General features: G+C 65.3%; 18 protein-coding genes. 13 read left to right on the forward strand and 5 right to left on the reverse strand.

Going from position 1 to position 20,922, the window contains the following annotated elements; translation table 11 throughout:
• Window positions 1–223 precede the first annotated feature (223 nt).
• Window positions 224–985: a tellurite resistance TerB family protein gene (locus LRS11_RS11355; protein WP_260493104.1), complete on the forward strand. Its 762-nt coding sequence runs from the start codon at window positions 224–226 to the stop codon at window positions 983–985.
• Between the two features lie 55 nt (window positions 986–1,040).
• On the opposite strand, the gene LRS11_RS11360 is transcribed toward LRS11_RS11355, so the two are convergent.
• The 4 genes from LRS11_RS11360 to LRS11_RS11375 all read right to left on the reverse strand — a co-directional run bounded on the left by LRS11_RS11360 (window position 1,041) and on the right by LRS11_RS11375 (window position 4,664).
• Window positions 1,041–2,789 carry a SulP family inorganic anion transporter gene (locus LRS11_RS11360; protein WP_260493105.1) on the reverse strand — a complete coding sequence of 583 codons (1,749 nt, stop codon included), beginning with the start codon at window positions 2,787–2,789 and terminating at the stop codon, window positions 1,041–1,043.
• A 17-nt stretch (window positions 2,790–2,806) separates the two neighbouring features.
• Window positions 2,807–3,772: a calcium/proton exchanger gene (gene cax, locus LRS11_RS11365; RefSeq protein WP_260493106.1), complete on the reverse strand. Its 966-nt coding sequence runs from the start codon at window positions 3,770–3,772 to the stop codon at window positions 2,807–2,809.
• Between the two features lie 245 nt (window positions 3,773–4,017).
• Window positions 4,018–4,350: a GGDEF domain-containing protein gene (locus LRS11_RS11370; RefSeq protein ID WP_260493107.1), complete on the reverse strand. Its 333-nt coding sequence runs from the start codon at window positions 4,348–4,350 to the stop codon at window positions 4,018–4,020.
• A 77-nt stretch (window positions 4,351–4,427) separates the two neighbouring features.
• Complete coding sequence (locus LRS11_RS11375; RefSeq protein WP_260493108.1) at window positions 4,428–4,664, reverse strand: hypothetical protein; 237 nt, start codon at window positions 4,662–4,664, stop codon at window positions 4,428–4,430.
• Between the two features lie 363 nt (window positions 4,665–5,027).
• Between LRS11_RS11375 and LRS11_RS11380 the strand changes: the two genes are divergently transcribed.
• The 10 genes from LRS11_RS11380 to LRS11_RS11425 all read left to right on the forward strand — a co-directional run bounded on the left by LRS11_RS11380 (window position 5,028) and on the right by LRS11_RS11425 (window position 16,656).
• Entirely contained in the window at window positions 5,028–7,040 is a 2,013-nt protein-coding gene (locus tag LRS11_RS11380; protein WP_260493109.1) for a VIT domain-containing protein, read from the forward strand.
• Window positions 7,041–7,043: 3 nt separating this feature from the next.
• Entirely contained in the window at window positions 7,044–8,429 is a 1,386-nt protein-coding gene (gene xrtQ / locus LRS11_RS11385; RefSeq protein ID WP_260493110.1) for an exosortase Q, read from the forward strand.
• A 60-nt stretch (window positions 8,430–8,489) separates the two neighbouring features.
• On the forward strand, window positions 8,490–9,488 hold the full coding sequence (locus LRS11_RS11390; protein WP_260493111.1) for an autotransporter domain-containing protein: 999 nt from the start codon (window positions 8,490–8,492) through the stop codon (window positions 9,486–9,488).
• Window positions 9,489–9,687: 199 nt separating this feature from the next.
• Window positions 9,688–10,783 (forward strand): peptide chain release factor 2 gene (gene prfB, locus LRS11_RS11395; protein WP_260493112.1). Its coding sequence is split into 2 segments (ribosomal slippage): window positions 9,688–9,759 and window positions 9,761–10,783, totalling 1,095 coding nucleotides; the frame shifts between segments, so codons are not numbered across the junction.
• Between the two features lie 62 nt (window positions 10,784–10,845).
• Complete coding sequence (gene lysS, locus LRS11_RS11400; RefSeq protein WP_260493113.1) at window positions 10,846–12,357, forward strand: lysine--tRNA ligase; 1,512 nt, start codon at window positions 10,846–10,848, stop codon at window positions 12,355–12,357.
• Between the two features lie 175 nt (window positions 12,358–12,532).
• Complete coding sequence (locus LRS11_RS11405) at window positions 12,533–13,246, forward strand: TetR/AcrR family transcriptional regulator (RefSeq protein WP_260493114.1); 714 nt, start codon at window positions 12,533–12,535, stop codon at window positions 13,244–13,246.
• Between the two features lie 99 nt (window positions 13,247–13,345).
• Window positions 13,346–13,903: a hypothetical protein gene (locus LRS11_RS11410; protein WP_260493115.1), complete on the forward strand. Its 558-nt coding sequence runs from the start codon at window positions 13,346–13,348 to the stop codon at window positions 13,901–13,903.
• A 32-nt stretch (window positions 13,904–13,935) separates the two neighbouring features.
• On the forward strand, window positions 13,936–15,225 hold the full coding sequence (locus LRS11_RS11415; RefSeq protein WP_260493116.1) for a flavohemoglobin expression-modulating QEGLA motif protein: 1,290 nt from the start codon (window positions 13,936–13,938) through the stop codon (window positions 15,223–15,225).
• A 216-nt stretch (window positions 15,226–15,441) separates the two neighbouring features.
• Window positions 15,442–16,191 (forward strand): TIGR00266 family protein, encoded by a 750-nt coding sequence (locus tag LRS11_RS11420; protein WP_260493117.1) that lies wholly within the window; start codon window positions 15,442–15,444, stop codon window positions 16,189–16,191.
• A gap of 132 nt (window positions 16,192–16,323) precedes the next feature.
• Complete coding sequence (locus LRS11_RS11425) at window positions 16,324–16,656, forward strand: hypothetical protein (protein WP_260493118.1); 333 nt, start codon at window positions 16,324–16,326, stop codon at window positions 16,654–16,656.
• A gap of 125 nt (window positions 16,657–16,781) precedes the next feature.
• Here LRS11_RS11425 and LRS11_RS11430 read toward each other — a convergent pair whose 3' ends face one another.
• Window positions 16,782–17,126: a pilin assembly protein gene (locus LRS11_RS11430; RefSeq protein ID WP_260493119.1), complete on the reverse strand. Its 345-nt coding sequence runs from the start codon at window positions 17,124–17,126 to the stop codon at window positions 16,782–16,784.
• A gap of 196 nt (window positions 17,127–17,322) precedes the next feature.
• Here LRS11_RS11430 and ppc point away from each other — a divergent pair, with 196 nt between their 5' ends.
• Complete coding sequence (gene ppc, locus LRS11_RS11435; protein WP_260493120.1) at window positions 17,323–19,959, forward strand: phosphoenolpyruvate carboxylase; 2,637 nt, start codon at window positions 17,323–17,325, stop codon at window positions 19,957–19,959.
• Window positions 19,960–20,118: 159 nt separating this feature from the next.
• On the forward strand, window positions 20,119–20,766 hold the full coding sequence (gene adk, locus LRS11_RS11440) for an adenylate kinase (protein WP_260493121.1): 648 nt from the start codon (window positions 20,119–20,121) through the stop codon (window positions 20,764–20,766).
• Window positions 20,767–20,922 lie beyond the last annotated feature (156 nt).

Genomic DNA, 20,922 nt, shown 5'->3' on the forward strand with positions numbered 1-20,922 from the left:
CATCCGGGGCGGCGCGGGGCTGTCAGCATTATGGTTTGTCGATAATGGAGGAAAGCCTTCTTTTTTATCGAAATTAAAGGGCAATCCCCTGTGGGCGCTGGGCGGGTGGCGTGGCGCCGCCCGGTCGCAATATCTCGAAGCACTCTGCAGGCCGCCGCCTGGTAACCCGTCTGGTTAGAATCGGTCAGTAGCCAGGAACGGCAATAACTCACAGGAGATGCTTATGAATACCCGCGGTTTGCTCGATCAACTGCTGAAATCCGGCCAGGATCTGCTGCAACAGAAGTCCGGCAGCTCATCTGCCGGCGGCCTGGGCGATGCGCTGGGTGGCCTGCTCGGCGCTGGCAAAAGTGCCGGCAAAGGCGGGCAGGGCGGCAGTGATCTCGGCACCCTGCTCAAGGGTGCCGGTGGTGGCGCGCTGGCCGCCGGCGCGCTGGCCCTGTTGCTGGGCAACAAGAGTGCGCGCAAGGTCGGCAGCCAGGTGATTACCTACGGTGGCCTGGCCGCCCTCGGAGCAATCGCCTACAAGGCCTATGGCAACTGGCAGACCCAGCAACAGCAGGGCGGTGCGCCGCAGCCGCTGCATGAGCCACAAACCGTGGATCGCCTGCCGGCGCCGCAGGTCGAGCTGCACAGCCAGGCCATCCTCAAGGCGCTGGTGGCGGCGGCCAAGGCCGACGGTCATGTCGATGCCAGGGAGCGTCAGCTGATCGAAGAGCAGATCGGCCAACTCTCGGGTGATCCGCAGCTGATGCGCTGGCTGGATGCCGAGCTGAACAAACCGCTCGATCCGGCCGAAGTGGCGCGTGCCGCCAGCACCCCGGAAATGGCCGCGGAGATGTACATCGCCAGCGTGCTGATGGTCGACGAGGAGCACTTCATGGAGCGCGCCTACCTGGAAGAGCTGGCCCGCCAGCTCAAGCTAGATCCGGCGCTCAAGGTCGAGCTGGAAGCCCAGGTGCGCCAGACCGTAGCAGCCAACTGATGGTGGTGCAGGCATTGCCTGCCTGCGCCCTACGCAAGAGCTATTCAGTAGCTACTCAGGGCGTCCAGTCGACCTGGTAATCGGCCAGGTAGGCATCGACGGCGGCACCGATGGTGGGATGGATGCGCTGCTCCTCCTCCGGCTTGAGCAGGCCGAAACGGCGCAGCTTGTCCTTCACCGGCCCCTTGACCTCGGCCAGGTGGAAGTCGATGCCGGCAGTGGCCAGCGTCTGGCCCAGTTCGCTGAGCATGTCGGCTGAGGTCACGTCGATGCTGGTCACCGGCTCGGCCGCCACCACCAGGCGGCGCACACGGGTGGGCGATTGCGCCAGGGTCTGCAGCACACTCTGCTGGAACAGCTCGGCATTGGCGAAGAACAGCGGAGCGTCCCAGCGCAGCAGCACCAGGCCGGGCACCTGGCGGGCATCGGGGTGCCGGGAGATGTCGTGGAAGCCACGGATGCCGTCGACCCGGCCGAGCACGGCGTAGTAGGGGCGCCAACCGTCCCAGAGGAACTCGATCACCGCCAGCACCACGGCGATACCGATGCCGGGGATGGCGCCAAATGCCGCGACGCCGGCGAAGCAGGTCATCGACAACCAGAACTCCCACTGCTGGATCTTGTAGATGCGTTTGAGATCGGCAAACTCGAACAGGCCGATGGCGGCAGCGATCACCACCGCCGCCAGGGCGCTGTTGGGCAGGTACTCCATCAGGTTGGGCGCCACCAGCAGCAGGATGGCCACGCAGAGGGCGCCGACCACGCCGGTAAGCTGGGTCTGCGAACCGGCGGCTTCGGCCACTGGGGTGCGCGAGGAGCTGCTGCTGATCGGGAAGCCCTGGAACAGGCCGCCGATCAGGTTGGCCGCACCGAGGCCGATCATTTCCTGATTGGGGTCGACGTAGCTGCGCGTGCGCGCGGCATAGCTGCGCGACAGCACGCTGGTGTCGGCGAAGGCCACCAGCGCGGCCGCCACGCCACCGAGCGCCACGGCCGCCAGGTCGACGCCGCTCAGCCAGGGCAGGGCGAAGCTCGGCAGGCCCTGGGGCAGCTCGCCGAGTACCTTCACGCCGTGGGCGTCGAGATCGAACAGGCCGACGGCGACGGTGGCCAGCACCACGGCAATCAGGATGGTCGGCAACTGCCTGAAGCGCTGGCAGGCGAGGATCAGGGCCAGGGTGCCGCCACCCACGGCGAAGCTGTACCCGTTGGCCTGGCCATCCAGCAGCGCCTGGCCGAGCAGCCAGATATCCCAGGCCGGGCCGTCGCCGTCGACGGAGATGCCGAACAGCTTGGGTGCCTGGCTGATCAGCACGGTGAGGGCGATGCCGTTCATGTAGCCGTAGCGGATCGGTTTGGACAGCAGTTCGGTGATAAAGCCCAGGCGCAGTAGGCCGGCGACGATACAGGTCAGCCCGGCGACCACCGCCATCATGCTGGCCAGGATCACCGCGCGCATCGGGTCACCACCGGACAGCGGCAGCACCACGGCGAGAATCAGCGCGGCCAGCGCCGAATCCGGGCCGAGCACCAGGATGCGACTGGGGCCGAACAGGGCGTAGGCCAGCAGCGGCACGATGGTCGCGTACAGGCCGTAGATGCCCGGCACGCCGGAGGCTTCGGCATAGGCGATGCCCACCGGCACCAGCATGGTGGTCAGCACCAGGCCGGCGGCGATGTCCTTGGGCAGCCAGGCCAGTTGATAGTTTTTCAGCATCAGCAGGCCCGGCAGCCAGCGCAACCAGCCGCTCGGCGGGGTGATGATGGGCAGGGCGGGGTTCGGTTGCGGGGCTTCGCTGGTCATCGGTGTGCGCTCGCAGATCAGGGGGCCGCAGTGGCGGGAATGAAGAAGAAGGCCGTGCCGAAGACCAGGTAGACGGCCAGCAGTTGCACGCCTTTGAGCCAGTCGGAGCGGCCATCGCCGGCCAGCTGGCCGGTGATCAGCACCGCCAGCAGCATGGTCAGGGTCAGGCCGGCGGTGAAGGCCAGATCCATCGGTCCCGGGCCGATCCACAGGCTGGCCAGTACCAGTACCGGGGCGACGAACAGCGCCACCTGCAGGCTGGAGCCGATGGCGATCGACAGAGCCAGGTCCATGCGGTTCTTCATGGCGGCGGTGATGGCCGTGGCGTGCTCGGCGGCGTTGCCCAGAATCGCCACGACGAACACGCCGATGAACATATTGCTCAGACCGAAAGCCTCGGCGCTGGGCTCTATGGCGCCAACCAGGATTTCGCTGACCCAGGCGATCAGACCGGTAGCCAGCGTCAGCACGCCGATGGCCTTGCCCATTGGCCAGAGGTCGACGGCTGCGCCGCTGTCGTCGCGGTTGCCGGCGAACAGCGCCTTGTGGGTGACCAGCGAGTAGTAGAGGAACAGGCCATAGACGAGCAACAGCGCCACCGAGATCGAATTGCTCAGGGATTGCACCTTGTCCAGTAGCTCCGGCACTTCGTGGGCCCGCATCATGTACACCGCCGGCAGCACCAGAGCGATGGCGGCCAGGGTCAGCAGGCTGGCTTCGGCCCGTGCACCCTCGGAGTTGAAGTGCTGTTCCTTGAACCGCAGGCCGCCGCAGAGCATGGCGGCGCCCAGCACCAGGAGGATGTTGCCGATGATCGAGCCGGCCAGCGAGGCCTTGACCACGTCATGCAGGCCGGCACGCAGGGCGGCGATGGCGATGATCAGTTCGGTGGCATTGCCGAAGGTGGCGTTGAGCAGGCCGCCGACCCCTTCGCCGCAGCGCTCGGCCAGTTGCTCGGTGGCTTTGCCCAGCCAGCCGGCCAACGGCACTATCGAAATGGCGGCGGCGATGAAAATCGCCAGATGCTGCTGGGGGGGCGAGGTATTCCAGCGCCAGGGTCAGTGGAACGCAGAGCAGAAGCCAGTTGAGCATGGGGTTGCCATCCATAGGCAAGTGACAGGAATGATGCCCCGTCAGCATGGCTTAAGGGCTGGAAACGGCAATTGACAGGGGTCTATGTTTGCCGTGGTCCCGCTAGGAGCCCGTGTTGCGCGCTGATTAACTTGTCTCAGGCCGCAGGCAGTACCTGTGGCTGAAACTCCACGCGATTCTTGCCGGCATGCTTGGCGCGGTACAGCGCCTGGTCGGCCAGTTCCAGGGCTGCACCGAGATCGGCATGGTCGAGCGGCCATAGTGCGCCGCCGATGCTACAGCCGACCTGGGCCTGCTGGCCGTCCAGTTGCACCGGCGCGGCCAGTGCCTGCAGGGTGCGTTCGGCAATCTGCCGGGCCTGCTGCTGTGCATCGTGCTGCGGCACCTGGAGGATCATCAGGAATTCGTCGCCGCCCAGGCGCGCCACCAGGTCGCTGTCACGCAGGCAGGTGCGCAGGCGCCTGGCCACTTCCTGCAGCAGCAGCAGGTCGCCAGCGGCACGGCCTCATGCACGTCACCAATGAACAGCCCCTGGCTGCCCTCCAGCTACACCGGCCGTTGGGCGATGCTGACGCCTTCGAGGATGCCGTTGCTGGAAGCCAGTACCTGGCCCTGGACATCGGTGTAGCCGATCCAGGCGCTGCTGGGGATTTCCTGCTGCAGGCGGTCGAGCAGGGCGCGGACTTCGCCGATGGCGTCCGGGCTGCGCAGCACCCGCAGGCTGGCCAGCACTTGCAGGTAGTCGGCGCGGCTGGCCATGTCGCGATCGAGGCGATCAACCATCTGGAACGAGACTTCGGCCAGGTCGCGGCCGACTTCTTCGCGGATGCGCTGGCTGGCGTCCTGGCCGATCAGGGTGCCCTGCAGTCAGCTGAGCGCCGCGACCAGGAGCACGATGAGCAGGGCGAAACGGCTGCGCAGGCTGTGCGGAGGGCGCATGGTACTTCGGCCCCCAGGCAGAAAAACGGGCAGTGTCGACGATGCGCTCTTCAGGCAGGCATGGCGGCTCACCGGATAAGCGTAGTTGCGCTGGGCACCACGTATATGCGCGGCTATTCCACACAAACGCCACGCAGCCTGCAAAGTTCTCCCATAAACGCCAGTGAACATGTCCCGGTGTTTTCATCAGCCCTGGGGAGTTTCGCCATGTTCAAGTTTCTTGCCGACAGTGGGGTGGACGCCTGCCGTCACCTGCTGCTGTGCTTCAGTCTGTTGCTGCTGGCGCCAGCCTGGGCGGCGGACGAGGCGGGCGAAAGCCCCTATTTCGCCCTGGATGGCGCCGATCCGGCGCTCGACCGGCTGCCGCTCAAGTCGACCCGGGTGGACGTGCGCGTACTCGGGGTGATCGCCGATGTGCGGGTCATCCAGCAGTATCGCAATGAAGGCACGCGGGCGCTGGAGGCGCGCTACGTGTTTCCCGGTTCGACCCGCGCCGCGGTGTATGGCATGACCGTGCGTCTGGGCGAGCGCGAGTTGCGTGCGCAGATCCGCGAGAAGCAGCAGGCCCAGGTCGAGTACCAGCAGGCCAAGAGCGCCGGCAAGACCGCGGCCCTGCTCGAACAGCAGCGCGAGAATGTATTCCAGATGAATGTCGCCAACATCCTGCCCGGCGATGTGGTCGATGTGGAGCTGCGCTATACCGAGCTGCTGCTGCCCAGCGATGGCGTCTACCGCTTCGTCTTCCCTACTGTGGTCGGGCCCCGTTACAACGGCACCCCCGGCAGCCAGAGCAATCAGGCCGAGCCCTGGATCAGCACGCCCTACCTGGCGCAGGGCGAGGCCGCGCGTGACAGTTTTGCGCTCAAGGTCGAGTTGCAGTCGCCCGTGCCGCTGACGGCCATCCACTCGCCGAGCCATGCCATCGAGGTGCAGCAGAGCGCGCCGAGTCAGGCGCAGGTCGCGCTGGGCGCTGCGGCCGCGCCGGCTAACAACCGCGATTTTGTCCTCGATTACCGCCTCAGCAGTGCTCAGTTCGAGAGCGGCGTGCTGCTTTCCAGGGGCGCCGAGGAAAACTTCTTCCTGGCCCTGATCGCCCCGCCGGCCACGGTGAAAAGCGCGATGCTGGTGCCGCGCGAATACATCTTCGTGGTGGATATTTCCGGCTCCATGCATGGTTTTCCGCTGGATACCGCCAAGCGTCTGTTGCAGCGCCTGATCGGCCGTTTGCGCCCGGCCGACAGCTTCAATGTGCTGCTGTTCTCCGGCAGTAGCCGCATGCTCGCCGCCGAGTCCCAGCCCGCCACCGCGGCAAATATCCAGCAGGCCCTGGGCATGCTCGACACGCAGATGGGCAGTGGCGGCACCGAGCTGTTGCCGGCGCTGCGTCAGGCCCTGAGTGTGCCGGCCGATGCGGAGCGGGCGCGCAGTTTCATCGTGGTCACCGATGGCTTTGTGGCGGTCGAGCGCGAGGCCTTCGCCCTGGTGCGCAACAACCTGGACAAGGCCAACCTGTTCGCCTTCGGTATCGGCAGTTCGGTCAACCGCCAGTTGATCGAAGGCCTGGCGCGGGCCGGACAGGGCGAGCCGTTCGTGGTGCTCGATGCCGAGTCGGCCGACGCCCAGGCCGAACGCTTCCGGCAGATGATCGACGCCCCGCTGCTGGCCAACCCGCAGGTGCGCTTCAGCGGCCTGGAGGTGTATGACGTCGAGCCCATGCTGCTGCCGGACCTGTTCGCCCAGCGGCCGCTGGTGGTGTTCGGCAAGTGGCGCGGCGAGGCGCGTGGCAGTGTGCAGGTCGAGGGGCGCAGTGCCGCCGGCGTCTATCGCAGCGAGGTGGCGATCCGCCCGGAGCAGGCGCAGGCGGACAACCAGGCGCTGGCCTATCTGTGGGCGCGGCACAAGGTCGCCAGCCTGACCGATCAGGAAACCCTCGAAGGCGACTATGCCCACAGCCAGGCGATTCTCGATCTGGGCCTGAAATACAGCCTGCTGACGCCTTATACCTCCTTCATTGCCGTCGACCAGCAGGTGCGCAATAGCGATCCGGCCGCGGCAACCAGCGTCAACCAGCCGGTGCCGTTGCCGCAGGGCGTGAGCAACCAGGCCATTGGAGCCGTGGTGCCGAGTACGCCGGAGCCGAGCGCCTGGGCCATGCTGCTGATTGCCGCGCTGGGTCTGGGCTGGTTGCTGCGCCGCCGCGCTGCCCAGGCGCAGGCCTGAGTGATGTCGGTGCTGGCGCTGGACCGACCCGCCTGGCGCCTGCAGCTGCCCGGCTGGGCGTGGCTGCTGTTGCCGGCGCTGGCCCTGTGGCCGGTGTGGCAATGGAGCCTGCGGCGGATGAGCGATGGCTCGGATGACCCATTCGGCATCGTCGCCCTGGCCGCCCTGCTGCTGGTGCTGTGGCGCGAACGTGACCAGCTGTCGGCCACGCCGCGCCTGCCCGGCCTGCTGCTGGCGCTGTTGCTCAGCGCGGCGGCGTTGCTGAGCCAGGCCTGGTTGCCGCCGTTGCTGCGCGCGGTACTGGCGGTGCTGGCCCTGTTCGCCGCGCTGCTGGCCGTGCGCGTGCCGCGGCAGGCGTGGCTGGCCTGGTGCGGCCTGGGGCTGCTGGCATTGCCGCTGCTGTCTTCGCTGCAGTTCTTCATCGGTTATCCGTTGCGGGTGCTGACGGCCGAAGTCAGTGCCTGGCTGCTGCGCGCCGGTGGGCTGGAGGTGGTGCGCCAGGGCAGTACGCTGGAGGTGGCCGGGCAGCTGGTGATGGTCGATGCGCCCTGTTCCGGTATCCAGATGGCCTGGGTCGCGTATTTCACCGCATTCACCACGGCGGCCTGGCTGCGGCTTGCCGATCGCCAGTTGCTGCGCCGGCTGCCGCTGCTCGGGGTGCTGGTGCTGGCTGGCAATATCCTGCGCAACAGCCTGCTGGTGCTGCAGGAAACCGGGCGCCTGGCCTGGCCGGCGTGGATGCACGAAGGCACCGGCCTACTGGTGTTCGTCGGCGTCTGCGCCCTGGTGCTGCGCTATACGGCGGCCGGTGCCGGAGCGCAGCTGCCTGTGCCACGCCATACGCCAGCGGCTGCCGACCGGCCTTTGCCGCCGCTGCTGCAGGGTGCGTTGCTGCTGGCCTTCGGCCTGCTGGCGCTGTCTCCGCTGCTGGGCCTGTCGACGTCCGCGTCAGGCCCGCTCGAGCGTTTCGTCGAGTGGCCGCAGCAGTTCGCCGGGCAGTCGCTGCAGCCGCTGGCCCTGTCGGCGGTCGAGCAGCGCTTCGCCGCGCAGTTTCCGGGCGCCATCGCGCGCTTTCGCGCCGGCGCCCAGGTGCTCAGTCTGCGCCATGTCACTCGGCCGACGCGCAAGCTGCACCCGGCGGCGGATTGCTACCGCGGCCTGGGTTATCGCATCCAGGCCATGAGCCTGCAGCGCCGTGCGCAGGGCAGCGGCTTGCAGCGCTGCTTCGTTGCCAGCGGCCAGGGCCCGGCGTTGCGCGTGTGCGAGTACATCGAGGATGCCGCCGGGCAGAGCTTCACCGACACCTCGGCCTGGTACTGGACCGCGCTGGGCGGTGGCTCCTCCGGCCCATGGTTGGCGGTGACGGTCGCCGAGGTGTTGTCACCCTGAAGCTAGCTGTCTGCGCCGGGGCGTATAGAATCCGCCGGATAGCGACAGGGGAGCGCAAACATGAAAGTACTGGTAGCTGTGATGGGTGCGACCCTGGCCCTGGGTGCGAGCGCGGCACAGGCCGAGGCGGCACTGCCGCTCAGTCAGCGCAGCCTGTTGCTCGACGACAGCCGCCTGCCGCGTGAGGCGGCGCTCGATCGCATGCAGCAGATCCGCTTCGCCTTCCGCGAGCGTCCGGCGCCGGCCGGTCAGCTACAGGGCTGGTCGCGCGGCTATGGGGGTTATGGCTCCTGGGATGGCGGCAACGACTCGGACGGCCTGGAGCGACGCAGTACAGGCCTGCTGGTCGGCGTCGACCGGCCGCTGACGGGCATGTGGATGGCCGGTGCGCTGGCTGGCGTCAGTCGCAGCGAGCTGCAGGCGGATGAGGGCGGCGACAGCGATGTCGACAGCTATCACCTGGCGGCCTACGCGACGACCCGCTATTACCAGTTGGGCTTCAAGCTCGGCGCCGCTTACAGCTGGCACGAGCTGGACAGCCAGCGCCGCAGTGCCGGACAACGTCTGCGCGGCAATAGCCAGGCTGCCAGCGCCCAGCTGTTCGGCGAAGCCAGCTACCCCCTGGATTTCCGTGAATTCACCCTGGAGCCCTTCGCCGGCCTGGCCTATGTCCATCTGGATGCTGACAGCCTGCACGAGACGGGCGGTACCGACGCCCTGCACCTGAGCGGCGAGCAGCAGGATGGCGCTTACCTGACCCTCGGCTGGCGCCTGGCCAGTGCCTGGCAGGTGCGCGAGCGGCGCCTGGTCGGGCGCGCCAGTCTGGCCGCGCGGCATGGCTTTTTCGATGATCGGGCCGAAGCCCAGGCCTGGCAGCCGGCGACTGGGCAGAGTTTCGAGCTGAGCGGGCGCGAGTTCGAACGCGATCAGCTGCGCCTGGACCTGAGCCTGGACTACCAGCTGGCCGAACAGCTGTACCTGGGCCTGACCTACGCCGGCCAGTACGCCGACGATGCCCGCGACAACCAGCTGGGTGCTCGTTTCAGTCTGCAATTCTGAGGGCTTCCGCCGGTCAGGCCGGGTCTCGCCAGCCGCCGTGGCGGGCTGCCCGCACGGCGCGGACTCGGGTATACTCGCCGGCTTTTCTGAAACTTCGGGGTCACGGCCTGTTGCCGTGCCCGGTCAGCGGCCGTCCAGGTCGGCTCGCCGGGCCGCACAGGGCCGCTGCGTCCCTCTTCGCCTGCGAGTGCTGACAGCCATGGAAATCAACCCGATCCTCAACAGCATCAAGGACCTGTCCGAGCGGACCCAGACCATTCGGGGGTATCTTTGACTACGATCAAAAGCATGATCGTCTGGTCGAAGTAAACCGCGAACTCGAAGACCCCAACGTCTGGAACAACCCCGAATACGCACAGAACCTGGGCCGCGAACGCGCCGCCCTGGCACTAATCGTCGACACCCTGGATGACCTGCACAGCAGCCTCGCCGACTCGCGCGACCTGCTCGATATGGCCGCCGAAGAGAACGACGAAGGCGCGGTGAGCGACATCGTCAGCGAAGTCGAGCGCCTGCGCGGCATCCTCGAGAAGCTGGAGTTCCGCCGCATGTTCAGCGGCGAGATGGACATGAACAACGCCTATCTCGACATCCAGGCCGGCTCCGGCGGTACCGAGGCCCAGGACTGGGCCAACATCCTGCTGCGCATGTACCTGCGCTGGGCCGACAAGCGCGGCTTCTCCGCCGAGATCGTCGAGCTGTCCGCCGGCGAAGTCGCCGGGATCAAGGGTGCCACCGTGCATATCAAGGGCGAATACGCCTTTGGCTGGCTGCGTACCGAGATCGGCGTGCACCGCCTGGTGCGCAAGAGCCCGTTCGACTCCGGTAACCGTCGACACACCTCGTTCTCTGCAGTGTTCGTCTCGCCGGAAATCGATGACAACATCGAGATCGAGATCAACCCGGCCGACCTGCGCATCGACACCTACCGCTCCTCCGGTGCCGGTGGTCAGCACGTCAACACCACCGACTCGGCCGTACGTATCACCCACGTACCGACCAACACCGTGGTGGCGTGCCAGAACGAACGCTCGCAGCACGCCAACAAAGACACTGCGATGAAGATGCTGCGTGCGCGCCTGTACGAGCAGGAAGTACAGAAGCGCAACGCCGCCTCCCAGGCCTTGGAAGAGACCAAGTCGGATATCGGCTGGGGCCACCAGATCCGCTCCTACGTGCTGGATGCCTCGAGGATCAAGGATCTGCGCACCAACATCGAGCGCAGCGACTGCGACAAGGTGCTCGACGGCGATATTGACGAATACCTCGAAGCCAGCCTGAAGCAAGGCCTGTAATACCTTTCGATTCCGCTCTCCAGAGGAGGGCGGCAACGACCCAGTGACGGAAACCGATGACCATGAGCGACCAACAACTCGACCAGCATGACCAACACGAACTGCAGCAGGAAGAAAACAAGCTGATTGCCCAGCGCAAAGAGAAGCTTGCTGCCATCCGTGAGCAGGGCAACGCCTTCCCCAATGACTTCCGCCGCGACAACTACTGCGCCGACCTGCAGAAACAGTACGCCGAGAAGACCAAGGAAGAGCTGGAAGCCGCTGCCATTCCGGTCAAGGTGGCTGGGCGCATCATGCTCAACCGCGGTTCGTTCATGGTGATCCAGGACATGACCGGGCGCATCCAGGTCTACGTCAACCGCAAGACCCTGTCGGAAGAGAAGCTCGCCGAGGTCAAGCACTGGGACATGGGCGACATCATCTCCGCCGTCGGCACCCTGGCCCGTTCCGGCAAGGGCGACCTGTACGTGGAAATGACCGACGTGCGCTTGCTGACCAAGTCCCTGCGCCCGCTGCCGGACAAGCACCACGGTCTGTCCGACACCGAGCAGCGCTACCGTCAGCGCTACGTCGACCTGATCGTCAACGAGGACGTGCGCGAGACTTTCCGCGTGCGCTCGCAAGTCATCGCCCACATCCGCAGCTTCCTGATGCAGCGCGACTTCCTCGAAGTCGAAACGCCGATGCTGCAGACCATCCCCGGCGGCGCCGCAGCCAAGCCGTTCGAGACCCACCACAACGCTCTGGACATGCAGATGTTCCTGCGTATCGCCCCGGAGCTGTACCTCAAGCGTCTGGTAGTTGGCGGTTTCGAGAAGGTCTTCGAGATCAACCGCAACTTCCGTAACGAAGGCGTCTCGACCCGACACAACCCCGAGTTCACCATGCTCGAGTTCTACCAGGCCTACGCCGACTACGAAGACAATATGGACCTGACCGAGGAGCTGTTCCGCGAGCTGGCCCAGCTGGTTCTCGGCAGCACCGACGTGCCTTACGGCGACAAGGTGTTCCACTTCGGCGAGCCGTTCGTGCGCCTGTCGGTGTTCGACTCGATCCTCAAGTACAACCCTGAGCTGACCGCCGCCGACCTGACCGACATCGACAAGGCCCGCGCCATTGCCAAGAAGGCCGGTGCCAAGGTTCTGGGCTTCGAAGGCCTGGGCAAGCTGCAGGTGATGATTTTCGAAGAGCTGGTCGAGCACAAGCTGGAGCAGCCGCACTTCATCACCCGCTACCCGTTCGAAGTCTCGCCGCTGGCTCGTCGCAGCGACGATGATCCGAGCGTCACCGACCGCTTCGAGCTGTTTATCGGTGGTCGCGAAATCGCCAACGCCTATTCCGAGCTGAATGACGCGGAAGACCAGGCCGAGCGCTTCATGGCTCAGGTGGCCGACAAGGACGCCGGCGATGACGAAGCCATGCACTACGACGCCGACTTCGTCCGTGCCCTGGAGTACGGCATGCCGCCGACCGCTGGTGAGGGTATCGGTATCGACCGTCTGGTCATGCTGCTGACCAATTCGCCATCGATCCGCGATGTGATCCTGTTCCCGCATATGCGCCCGCAGGCTTGATCGCCGGGCCCGTTGCGGGCACTGTGCGCACCGCGCTGCATGGCACATGGCTATCACTGCCATGCCGGCGATGAAAAAGGAGGGTCTGCTGAGGGTCTGTTGCCGTGAATGAAACGGCAGCAGACCCTAGGGTAGGCCCTGTTTTTTGTCCGGATTTTGCGAGGTTTAACCTGCAGTGACTCTCAGCTCAGCCCCGGAGTGCCCGGCCAAGATCGCCGGCGAGCTTGCCGAAAATGTGCAATACCGTGGCCGCAAGGCCAGTCGTCAGGGCAGCGAACAACGCCGCCTGAGCATTCTCGAAGCCGCTCTGCGCATTATCGTGCGTGAAGGGCTGCGCGGCGTACGTCACCGCGCGGTGGCTGCCGAAGCCGGCGTACCGCTGTCGGCCACTACCTACTATTTCAACGATATCCAGGACCTGATCGCCGACAGCTTCGCGCTGTTCGTCAAACGCAGCTCGACCAATCTGGCCAGTCTGTGGAGTGGTATCGACGAGGATTTCCTGCGCATGTCCGCTGCCCTCGAGGGCAATCCGCAGGCGCGCCATGCCATGGTCGAGCATGTCATCGAACTGGCGGTGGCGCATATCGAGACCAAGGCCCGTGAAGGCGATGCCGAGCTATTGGTGGAGCTGGCCTTCCGCCAGGAAGCGCTGACCAACGCCGGTCTCAATACGCTGGCCGCGGCCTACCGCAACCTGCGCTTTCACTTTGCCGAGCGCGCCTTGCGTGCCATGGGCTCGACGGCTCCGGTCGAGGATGCGCAGGTGTTGACTACGCTTATTTTGCGGATGGAATATCATGCCCTTGTCGATGGGGTGGACAATCTGGATATGCCAGGCCAGCGTGCGGTGCTCAAACGCTTCCTGGATCTGGTCATAGGGCTGTAGGATCAGGCCGGACCAAGCCCCGCTGCTGCGGGGCTTGCCGTTTTCGGCAGGAGCAAAAAAACCGCGAGCGGCACCCACGGATCTCACAAGGAGTGCGTAATGAATGCCTGGCGCGTTGCGGTAGCTGCCTTAGCCTGCCTGATGTTGAGTGGTTGCCTGGTCACCTTCAAGGATCCGATTCCGGCCAATGAGCCGGCACCCATACCCTTGCTCGGTGAGTGGGAGCGCCAGGACGAGTGGGGCGAGCGCCAGTACCTGTCGATCAGCCGCTCCGGCTCCAATGTCTACAAGGCGCGCGCTTGGCTGGACGGTGAGGAGGGCCTGAAGGAGGTCGACGAATACGGCTTCACCGTCGCCCACCACGGTCGGCGTTGGTATGTCTCGGCGGGCCTGCCCAAGCGCCTGGGGGCGAATTTCGCGATTGCCGGTTTCGAGCTGACCGCCAACAACGAGCTGGTGATCTACAACCTGGATGTGGAACGCATTCTGCAAGAAATGCAGGGCGGCATTCTCCAGGGCCAGCCGGTGGAAACCAGCGAAGGCGAGGCCGTGCTGGTCACCAGTCCGCTGGATCAGGTCTTTGGTTATCTGGATGACCAGGCCAACGCGGACGTCTTCGTCGAGGTGGCGCGTTATCAGCGCAGCAGCGAGCAGTAGCGAGTAGTCGCGAGCAATAACGGAGCAGTTCGATGAGCAAACGCAAGACACCGGACGATTACCACAGCACCATCCGCGCCCTGTCCGACCGCATCGTTGAGGCGCAGACCCCGATCCGCGTGCTCGATGCGATCAAGTGGGACGACAGCATCCGCCAGGGCTTCATCAAGGCCAAGGGCAAGCAGATGCCGGCGGTCGATCGCAGCTACTACGACAGCCGCCCGCTGAGCTTCGACTCGACGGCGAAGAAGCTGGAATTCCAGAACATCGAGCGCGACATCACCCGCCAGCTTGGCCAGTTCAATCCGGTCGGGCAGATCATGCGGCGCATGTGCAAGGAATACCGCATGGTTATCCGCATGCTCGAAGCACGCGGCACCGCGGACTTCGGCCTGATCTCCCAGGAGCTGTATGGCGCGGCGTCCGACGCCTTCCATGCCGGCGACCCGACCCTGGCCGACCTCGGCCTGATGCTCTCCGACTACCTGAACAACATCGCCGCCCGTGGTGACCTGGAAGACGAGGCCAAGAACCTCACCGCCAAGGACGCCGTGGCCATCCTCCAGGAGCGCCTGGCTGCGGTATTCGGTGATGACACCATCCGCGTGTTCGAATCCGACGGCATCGTCGCCGACGCGGCGGCGGGGGCCGACTACATCAAGGTGCGTGCCGATGCGCTGTTCAACCAGCGTGATGTGCGCGCCCTGGAAGTGCACGAGGGCATGGTGCATGTTGGCACCACGCTGAATGGCCTGAATCAGCCGATCTGTACCTTTCTGGCCAAGGGCCCACCCTCGTCGACGGTGACCCAGGAAGGCCTGGCGATTCTCATGGAGGTGATTGCCTTCGCCTCCTATCCGACCCGCCTGCGCAAGCTGACCAACCGCACCCGCGCCATTCACATGGCCGAGGAGGGCGCCGACTTCCTGCAGGTCTACGAGTTCTACCGCGAACAGGGCTTCAGCCTGGAAGAAAGCTACGGCAATGCCAGCCGCGCCTTCCGCGGCTCGACCCCGAGCGGCCTGCCGTTCACCAAGGACCTGTCCTACCTCAAGGGCTTCATCCTGATCTACAACTACATCCAGCTGGCCGTGCGCAAAGGCAAGCTGGAACAGATCCCGTTGCTGTTCTGCGGCAAGACCACCCTGGAAGACATGCGCACCCTGCGCCAGTTGGTCGACGAGGGCCTGGTGGCGCCGCCCAAGTACCTGCCGCCGCAGTTCCGCGACCTCAACGCGCTGTCGGCCTGGATGTGTTTCTCCAACTTCCTCAATCACCTCAGCCTGGATCGCATCGAAGCGGACTACGCGAATATCCTTTGAAGCTACTGCGCTCGCCCATGCGTCGTTGAAGAACGGCCCGGAAATGCTCATTTACACTCGTAAACTCCGCTTTCCGGGCCGTTCTTCGCCTAGCCTGGCCTTCGCTCGCTACGCTTCATCCGACACATATTTTTTATGGTGCGCGTAGCCCGAATGCAATCCGCGACTCTGCCCGCCCCGGATTGCATCCGGGTTACCGATCAAGGACCCCTCGTCATGCCCAGCCATAAACTCGACTACGAAATCCTCGGCGCTTCGGCGCAGACCGTGGAAATCATCCTCGATCCGGGTGAGACGGTGATCGCCGAAGCCGGGGTGATGAACTACATGACCGAGGGCATCCGCTTCGAGACGCGCATGGGCGATGGCTCGGCCAGCGGCGTGCTGGGCAAGCTGTGGGGCGCCGGCAAGCGCATGCTCACCGGCGAGTCGCTGTTCATGACCCACTTCAGCAACGAAGGCAAAGGCCCGCAGCGGGTCGGTTTTGCCGCGCCCTACCCGGGTAGCGTGGTACCCATCGAGTTGAGCCAGGTCGGTGGCAGGCTGATCTGCCAGAAAGACGCCTTTCTTTGCGCTGCCCATGGCACCGCGATCGGTATCAGCTTCAACAAGCGCATCGGCGCCGGCTTCTTCGGTGGCGAGGGCTTCATCCTGCAGAAACTGGAAGGCGACGGCCTGGCCTTCGTGCATGCCGGCGGCACGGTAATCCGCAAGGAGCTGAACAACGAGCCCCTGCGTCTGGATACCGGTTGCCTGGTGGCGTTTACCAGTGGCATCGACTACGACATCGCCCTGGCCGGCGGGCTGAAAAGCATGCTGTTCGGCGGCGAAGGCATTCTCCTGGCCACCCTCAAGGGCACCGGCACGGTCTGGATCCAGAGCCTGCCGTTCTCGCGCCTGGCCGAGCGCATCTACGACGCGACCTTCAAGGCGCGCGAGGAAGTGCGGGCTGGCGGTAAGTCCTGAACCATTGCCCGCGACCGCAGCGGCTATCGGTCGCGCCCTCTTGCCAATCACCTACGCCTGTATCAGGCTGGCGCGGCCATTGGCTCCCGGCAGCCAAGTCCTATCTAGTCAGTTCTAACGGTGAACAACGTCATGAGCGAAGAACGCAACGCCATCCCCCTGATTCTGACCGGCATCGCCAGCATCATCGGCACCATCGGCGTGCTCTGGATGTACGGCTACCTGCATTTTGCCAAGGAAGAGGATGCCCTCCTGCTGGCCGAGTTCACCATGCTCAAGACCGTCCCCGGCGATCAGTACAAGCTCCCGGTGAAGCCGGCCAACCAGGTCGCGCAGTGCATCGACGGCGTGCTGGTGCTGTTTGATACCCAGCAGAAGGGCCTGACCGGCGTACTGGTGGATGACAAGAAGCAGGCCGTGCGCTGCATGGGCCAGGAGACCCCGCAGGCTCCAGTCGCCGAGTAACATGGCAGGCCGTGCGCACGCGATAGCTTTTAAGGTAGCCGTGAATCGCCCATAGGCGTGCCGCGCGTGCCGCAAGCCCGTAAATTGCCGCTGGTGCGCCTGGCCACCCTGCGAGCCAGGCGCATTCAGTGCTTGGCGCCGTCCTGCTTGGCACTCAGGGTCTGCAGGTAACGACGCGACAGGGCGAGAAAGCGCGGCGTCGGGCCGATGTCTTCATACAACGGGTCGCCCTGTTCGTCGGTGGCCACCACCTTGCTGCCTTTCACATACGGCAGGCTGGCTTCCAGCTCTTCCAGGGCAGAGCCAATCAGCTCGCCGAGTAGCTCTTCGCTGCTGCGTTTCGGGTACATCTCGGAGAGCGCGGCCAGGCGGGCGGCGGACTCCAGGTCCAGGTGGATCTGATAATGGCTGGGGGTCAGGCGACCCTTGGCGTTCTGTTCCCAATGGCGGACAAGCTCGCGGATCTTCATAAATACCTCTAAGTGCCCATTCATGGTGGGCGTAGTGCAGTCCGGAAACCACAGCAAGTCGGACGGCGGGCGCTTATGGCGTCCGCTACTCTCAGCCTAGCTCGCGTTCCAGTCTTGCAAGGCCATTCGTCGCGCCCTTGTCAGAAAGCGTCGCGCTGGGCAAGCTGGGTCCACTACCGCAGAGGAGGCCCCGGTCATGGCGAAAATCGATGCGCGCCTGCGTGAAGAGGTCCATCTGCTGGGTGACCTGCTCGGTGACACCATCGGCAATCAGCGCGGCGCGGCCTTTGTCGACAAGGTCGAGCTGATCCGCCAGGGCGCCAAAGCGGCGCGCAAAGGCTCGGCGGCTGGCGAGCAGCAGCTGCGGGCTACCCTTGATGGCCTCAGCGACGACGAGCTGCTGCCGGTGGCACGGGCTTTCAACCAGTTTCTCAACCTGGCCAATATCGCCGAGCAGTACCACCGTATTCGTCGGCGTGGCCCGAATGAGCCGGAACCGTTCGAGAATCGCGTGCTGGATGAGCTGTTGCAGCGCCTGCAGGGCGCCGGCCACAAGTCCGAGCAACTGGCCCGGCAGATCGGTCGGTTGGATATCGAGCTGGTGCTCACCGCTCACCCCACCGAGGTGGCGCGGCGCACCCTGATCCAGAAATACGATGCGATTGCCGCCCAGCTCGCGGCGCTTGATCACACCGATCTGCTCGCCGCCGAGCGGGCCCAGGTGCAACTGCGCTTGCGCCGCCTGATTGCCGAGGCCTGGCATACCGAAGAGATCCGTCGCACTCGCCCCAGTCCGGTGGATGAGGCCAAGTGGGGCTTCGCGGTCATCGAACATTCGCTGTGGCAGGCCGTGCCGAACTTCCTGCGCCGCACCGATCAGGCCCTGCAGGCCGCCACCGGCCTGCGTCTGCCGCTGGAGGCCGCGCCGATCCGCTTCGCCTCGTGGATGGGCGGCGACCGCGATGGCAATCCCAATGTCACCGCCCAGGTTTCGCGCGAAGTATTGCTGCTGGCGCGCTGGATGGCGGCCGACCTGTATTTGCGCGATATCGACCAGTTGGCCGCCGAGTTGTCCATGCAGCAGGCCAGCGCTGAACTGCTGCGGGTGGTCGGCGCGCAGCCCGAGCCTTACCGCGCGCTGCTCAAGCAACTGCGCGAACGCCTGCGCGCCACCCGAGCCTGGAGCGAGGCGGCGCTGGCCGCTGAAGTCGCCCCCGGCCCCGAGGTGCTGCACGACAACCGCGAGCTGCTCGAGCCGCTGGAACTCTGCTATCACTCGCTGCACGCCTGCGGCATGGGCGTGATTGCCGAAGGCGCGCTGCTCGACTGCCTGCGCCGCGCCGCGACCTTCGGCCTGTTCCTGGTGCGCCTGGATCTGCGCCAGGATGCCGCGCGGCATGCCGCCGCGCTGAGTGAGATCACCGACTATCTGGGGCTGGGTCGCTACGCCGAGTGGGACGAGGACGCGCGCATCTCCTTCCTGTTGCGCGAGCTGGACAATCGTCGGCCGCTGTTGCCGCCGCAGCACCGACCTTCAGCCGAAACTGCCGAAGTGCTGGCCACCTGCCGGGTGGCTGCCGCCGCGCCAGCCGCCTCTCTGGGTTCCTATGTGATCTCCATGGCCGGTGCGCCTTCCGACGTGCTGGCGGTGCAACTGCTGCTCAAGGAGGCCGGGTTGCAACGGCCGATCCGCGTGGTGCCACTGTTCGAGACCCTCGCCGACCTGGACAACGCCGGCCCGGCGATCGACCGTCTGCTCGGCCTGCATGGTTACCGCGCGCGTCTGCATGGCCCGCAGGAGGTGATGATCGGCTACTCCGACTCGGCCAAGGACGCCGGTACCACGGCGGCGGCCTGGGCTCAGTACCGGGCCCAGGAAACCCTGGTCGAGGTCTGTCGCCAGCACGAGGTCGAGCTGCTGCTGTTCCATGGTCGCGGCGGCACCGTCGGACGTGGCGGCGGCCCGGCCCATGCGGCCATCCTGTCGCAGCCGCCGGGCTCGGTGAGCGGGCGCTTCCGCACCACCGAGCAGGGCGAGATGATCCGCTTCAAGTTCGGTCTGCCGGACCTGGCCGAGCAGAACCTCAACCTGTACCTGGCCGCGGTGCTGGAAGCCACCCTGCAGCCCCCGCCGGCGCCCGAACCGGCCTGGCGCGCGGCCATGGACCGCCTGGCCGTCGATGGCGTGGCGGCTTACCGTGCGGTGGTGCGCGAGCATCCGCAGTTTGTCGAATACTTCAGCCAGGCCACTCCGGAACAGGAGCTGGGCCGCCTGCCGCTGGGCAGTCGCCCGGCCAAGCGGCGGGCCGGCGGGGTAGAGAGCCTGCGGGCGATCCCGTGGATCTTCGCCTGGACCCAGACCCGCCTGATGCTGCCGGCCTGGCTGGGCTGGGAAACGGCCCTGGGCAACGCCCTGCAGCGTGGCGAACAGGCCCTGCTGGCGCAGATGCGCGAGCAGTGGCCGTTCTTCCGCACGCGCATCGACATGCTCGAAATGGTTCTGGCCAAGGCCGACCACAGCATCGCCGCCTTATATGACGAGCGCCTGGTCAGTGTTGAGCTGCGACCGCTGGGTGCGCAATTACGCGACCTATTGTCGCAGTCGTGTGCCATCGTGCTCGGTCTGACCGGTCAGTCAGAGCTGCTTACGCATAGCCCCGAGACCCGTGAGGCAATCACGGTGCGCAACATCTACCTGGACCCGCTGCACCTGCTGCAGGCCGAGCTCCTGGCCCGTTCCAGACAGCGTCAGAGCCCGGTGGACAGCCCCCTGGAGCAGGCCCTGCTGGTGACGGTGGCGGGGATCGCCGCCGGGCTGCGCAATACCGGCTGACCCCTGGCGGTCTGCGACTTTTGGTGGCTTGTGTGGCAGGGGGCTGCTGTGTATCTTGGTCAACCTTTTGGCCGCTCAGTGACGCCGAAACCCGAATAGTGAGATTGGCCCCATGAGGCGAATCCGACGATTTCTAGTCATTTCTTGAGGAGCACATCGATGCGCGTGATTCTGCTGGGGGCGCCCGGTGCCGGCAAAGGTACCCAGGCTGGTTTCATTACCCAAAAGTTCGGTATTCCGCAGATTTCCACTGGCGACATGCTGCGTGCAGCGGTCAAGGCCGGTACCGAGCTGGGCCTGAAGGCCAAGAGCATCATGGAAAGCGGCGGTCTGGTCTCCGACGACCTGATCATCAACCTGGTCAAGGAACGCATTGCCCAGGCCGACTGCGCCAAAGGTTTCCTGTTCGATGGCTTCCCGCGCACCATTCCCCAGGCTGAAGCCCTGAAGGAAGCCGGCGTGATCATCGACAACGTGGTCGAAATCGCCGTCGACGACGAAGAAATCGTCCAGCGCATCGCCGGTCGTCGTGTGCACGAGGCCAGCGGCCGCGTCTACCACGTCGTCTACAACCCGCCGAAAGTGGCAGGCAAGGACGATGTCACCGGCGACGAGCTGGTGCAGCGCAAGGACGACACCGAAGAAACCGTGCGTCATCGCCTGTCCGTCTACCACTCGCAGACCAAGCCGCTGGTGGACTTCTACCAGAAGCTCTCGGCTGCCGAAGGCACGCCGAAGTACAGCGCCATCGCTGGCGTTGGCTCGGTGGACGAGATCACTGGCAAGGTGCTGGCTGCTCTCAGCTAAGAACCTGTTCACGATCTCCTGGTCGTCGGCCATACCGCGTTAAAAACAGGCTCGGAATGCTCATTTACAGCTCGTAAACTCCGCTTCCTCGCCTGTTTTTGCCTTGTCTGGCTCTAGTCCAAAAGATCGTGAGCAGGTTCTAAGAACCTGCAGTAG

The sequence above is a fragment of the Pseudomonas sp. J452 genome (assembly GCF_024666525.1).
In the GTDB taxonomy this organism is placed as follows: domain Bacteria; phylum Pseudomonadota; class Gammaproteobacteria; order Pseudomonadales; family Pseudomonadaceae; genus Aquipseudomonas.